This window comes from Macromonas bipunctata, from assembly GCF_002837135.1.
Classification (GTDB): Bacteria; Pseudomonadota; Gammaproteobacteria; order Burkholderiales; family Burkholderiaceae_C; genus Macromonas_A; species Macromonas_A bipunctata.
In genome coordinates this window covers 1-3,814 of record NZ_NWBQ01000085.1, presented here as the reverse complement: position 1 = coordinate 3,814, position 3,814 = coordinate 1, and the positions used below count along the sequence as shown (strand labels likewise).

At 70.6% G+C, this 3,814-nt stretch carries 4 protein-coding genes; 1 reads left to right on the top strand and 3 read right to left on the bottom strand.

Going from position 1 to position 3,814, the window contains the following annotated elements:
* Positions 1–245 precede the first annotated feature (245 nt).
* Positions 246–491 carry a response regulator gene (locus CON76_RS11685; RefSeq protein WP_240592856.1) on the top strand — a complete coding sequence of 82 codons (246 nt, stop codon included), beginning with the start codon at positions 246–248 and terminating at the stop codon, positions 489–491.
* Here CON76_RS11685 and CON76_RS11680 read toward each other — a convergent pair.
* From CON76_RS11680 to CON76_RS13195, 3 genes are all read right to left on the bottom strand, one after another.
* Entirely contained in the window at positions 467–1,975 is a 1,509-nt protein-coding gene (locus CON76_RS11680; protein WP_205758238.1) for a DUF4139 domain-containing protein, read from the bottom strand. The genes CON76_RS11685 and CON76_RS11680 overlap by 25 nt on opposite strands.
* A 112-nt stretch (positions 1,976–2,087) precedes the next feature.
* Positions 2,088–3,581 carry an ATP-binding response regulator gene (locus CON76_RS11675; protein WP_240592855.1) on the bottom strand — a complete coding sequence of 498 codons (1,494 nt, stop codon included), beginning with the start codon at positions 3,579–3,581 and terminating at the stop codon, positions 2,088–2,090.
* A 27-nt stretch (positions 3,582–3,608) separates the two neighbouring features.
* Positions 3,609–3,814, bottom strand: a 206-nt coding sequence (locus CON76_RS13195) for a hypothetical protein (protein ID WP_169929056.1), incomplete at its 5' end; no start/stop codon positions are given.

Here is a 3,814-nt window from a genome sequence, read left to right as displayed (position 1 = left end):
ACCGATCTTCGCGCACGCCATGAGCCAGCTGCGCTCGCCCTGAACGCCGCGACAGCGCCTGGCCGGCGCGATGACACAAAACTGGCCCGCAACCCAAGCCGGGGTGGGGGTCGCTGCGTCCTGACAGGGCCGATGCGCGCGGGTGCGTGCCTTTGGCTCACGGCAATGACCCGTAGCGACCCCTCTTCAGGCATCAAAGTGATAAAAGAGGCAACGGGGCGATCTACGGTGAAATATCCGGGCTAATGGACGTGCAGATGCCGGTGATGGACGGGCTACAGGCCACGCAACAGATCCGCCAGCACGAGCAGACGCACCAGCGCCCGCGCCTGCCCATCGTGGCCATGACGGCCAACGCCATGGTCGGCGACAAGGAGGAATGCCTGGCCGCCGGCATGGACGGCTACACCTCCAAGCCCATACGCTGGCCCGAGCTGCAGGCCGAAATCGCGCGCGTGTACCAGCGCTACCAGCGCGCGCGCACGGTGTAGGTCAGCACCGCCTGGCCGCCGGCGGGCACGGCCACGTCCCACTGCGCCAGCTGGGCCGACACCTTGCGCCCGGGCTGGCTGTGCTGCACCAGCTCCCAGTCGCCGGGGATGGGTTCCTGCACGCGCACCGTCACGGCCTCGTCCTTGGCGTTGCGCAGTTCGATGCGCCAGGCGCTTTCGGCGCTGGTGTCACCGAGCTTCTTGTAGCTGGTCTGCACGCGGTCGGCGCTGATGTCAAACGCCTGGCCCAGGCGCAGGCGCACGGTCTCGTTCCTGGCGGTGTGGCCGATGCGGTCCTCGCCCACGAACTGGGCCGCGCCCTGGCTGTCGCGGGCGTACACGCGCACCACCCCGGCGGGCAGCGGCTTGCCCAGCTGCGCGCCCTGGTTGTCGTATTCCATGAACACGGCGGGCTTGAGCTTGTGCCCCACCACGCCGCTGTGGCGGTCGCGGTAGTAGTGGTCCGACCCGGCCAGCAGGTACTCGCGGCGCACCGCCACGCCGCTGGCCGAGAGCAGCGCCAGCTGCTTGGTCTGCTGGTCGGCAATGGAGGTCGGGCGCTCCACGCGGTAGAGGTGGTAGTCCAGCAGCGCCTCCTGCGCCATGGGTGGCGGGGCCGCCAGCGCCACGGCGTCGAACGCCATCGCGCGCGCCAGGCGCTTGGGTGCGGCCACGGTGTTGACGCTGCCCGCCACCAGTTGCAACTGCGCGTCGTGGTAGGCCACCCCGCTGCGGTTGGTGAGCGTGACCCAGCCCGACAAGTCCATCTGGCGCCCATCCGCCGACAAGTTGGCCACATAGTCGGCCTGCCACGACAGCCCGCCGGTCAGGTACGACAGCTCCAGCGTCTGCGTCCCGGCGCTGGCGGCGTCCAGCAGCACCGACAGCGTGGGCTGGTCGCGCAGGTGCGGCGGCACGCTGTCGAACACGATGCGCCCGGGCACGCCGGTCTCGATGCGGTCGGCAAAGCGCAGCACCGGGCCGCCTTCGGTGGAGAGCACGGTGGCGGTCTCGGCGCGCTCCAAGCCGGTGGTGGGGTGGGTGCGCAGCACGGTGACAGTGCGGCCCACCGATTTGTCCAGCAGCTTCTGTGGCGTGAGCAGGTCGAAGTCGAAGTTCTGCTCCAGCAGCGTGACGGGTGCGCCGCCCACACTGCGCAGCAAGGCGGTCTCGGGCCGCATCTGCCCCGAGACTTCGCGCCAGCTCAGGCGCGCCACGCCGCGCGGCAAGGTGATGCGGCGGCGCTCCTTGACCAGCCCCAGGTCGGTGTTGTAGACGGTGAGCGCCGTGGCCTCGCGCTGCGCGGCGTCGGAGGTGACTTCGGCGGGCGCGGCCACACCCGGCGCCGCCAGCGCAGGGCCCGCCAGCGCCATGGACGACACCGCCACCAATGCAGCGGCAGCCAATCGGGTTGGTGTGGGCCGCCAGGACAAGGCCAGCGAGCGCGGCGGCAGCAGTGAGGGCAAGGGGGGGTGCGTGGTCATGGTGGCTCTTTCAAACACTGGGGGTGGCGACTGTGTACACACGGCGCGGGCCATGGGTCGGGTCTTGTCTGGCACCGTGCGGCGGGCTGGTTCTGGCCAGCAAATGCCAAGCTCATCCATTCTGGGCCGGGGTGGACAGGCCGCGCTGCAGCAACTGCGCCGCCTCGTCGAAGTCGTATGCGGCCAGCGCCGCCCGCAAGCTGGCCAGCTGCGGCCCCAGCAGCGGGGCCAGCGCGTGCTGCGACTGCTCCCACAGCATCAGCGCCTGGGCGTCGCTGTCGTGCAGCAGCGCCAGCAGGTAGTGCGCGGTGTCGAGCTGCTCCTGGGTTGGCGGGGCGGGGGCGGCGTCGGGGCCCGCTGCGGTATCTGCGCTCTCTGTGCCCGCTGCAGCGGCGGTGCCGTCGGTGGAGCCGTCACCCGCGTCAGCGGCGGCTGGGGTGCCGCTGGCGCTGGCCAGCGGGGCCAGCGGCAGGCGCAACGTCAGGCCAAAGGTGCTGCCAGCGCCGGGGGTACTGTCCAGCTCGATGCGGCTGGCCATCAGCGCAGCCAGCCGCTGGCTCAGTGCCAGCCCCAGCCCCATGCCGCCGTGGTGGCGCGTCATGCTGTCGTCGGTCTGGTGGAACTGCTGGAACAGGCGCGCCTGCGCCTCGGGCGTAACGCCGATGCCCTGGTCTTGCACCTGCAGCCGCAGCGTCACGGCGTCGTGGTGGCGCTCCAGCAGGCGCGCTTGCAGCGCCACCTCGCCGCGCTGCGAGAACTTGACCGCGTTGTCGAGCAAGCAGGCCAGGATCTGCCCCAGCCGCACCGGGTCACCGCGCAGCTGGGCGGGCAAGTCGGGGTCGATGTCGCAGCGCAGCTGCAGGCCCTTGATGTGGGCGCGCGGCTGCACGCGCTGCAGCTCGTAGCGCAACAGCGCGGGCAGGTCAAAGGCAATCACCTCGATGGCGATGTGGTTGGCCTCGCTGCGCGCCAGGTCCAGGATGTCGTTGATGAGTTGCAGCAGGTGCTCGGCGGCGTGGTGGATGGTGTCCAAAAAGCCGCGCGCCTCCTCGTCCTTCAGGCTGTCTTCAAGCAGCGGGATGAAGCCCAGGATGTGGTTCATGGGCGTGCGCAGCTCGTGGCTCATGTTGGCCAGGAAGGCGCTCTTGGCGCGGTTGGCGCTCTCGGCGGCGTCGCGCGCGGCGGCCAGCTCGCAGGTGCGCGCCTGCACCAGCTCTTGCAGGTGCTCGCGGTGCAGCTGCAGCTCGCGCGCCTGGCGTTGCAGCTGCAGCTGCAGCCGCACGCGCGCGCGCACCACCTGGTGGTTGAAGGGCTTGTGGATGAAATCGACCGCCCCGGCGTACAGCGCCTGCGACTCGCTCTCGGGGTCGGTCTTGGCGGTGATGAAGATGACGGGCAACTCGCGCGTGGCGGGCCGCCCGCGCAGCTCGGCCAGCACCTGGTAGCCGTCCATGCCGGGCATCATCACGTCCAGCAGCACCAGGTCGGGCACGGGGCCGCTGGCCAGCAGCTCCAGCGCGTCGGGGCCGCAGGTGGCAAAACGCAGGTCGCAGTCGCCCTCCAGCACGCTGATGAGGAGCTGGATGTTGGTGATGGTGTCGTCCACCACCAGCACGGTGGNNGTCGGAAGGGGTCATGGCAGGCTCCAGTGCTGGGCATCGGCCAGATTGTGCAGGTGTTGGCGCGCGGTCTTGAAGTCGAGTTGCTCGATGGCCTGCGCCACCGGCGCGTAGGGCTGCTGCCAGTCGGTGCCAGCCACCAGCGACGCAATCTCGGCGCTGAGGCCGCAGGCCTTGACCTGGCCGCCCGCCAGCAGGGGCGCCAGCGCGCGCAGGCGCT

Excerpts from the sequence above, each read along its gene's own strand:
- CON76_RS11685 (WP_240592856.1), top strand. The coding sequence starts at position 246 with ATGGACGTGCAGATGCCGGTGATGGACGGGCTACAGGCCACGCAACAG.
- CON76_RS11680 (WP_205758238.1), bottom strand. The coding sequence starts at position 1,975 with ATGACCACGCACCCCCCCTTGCCCTCACTGCTGCCGCCGCGCTCGCTG.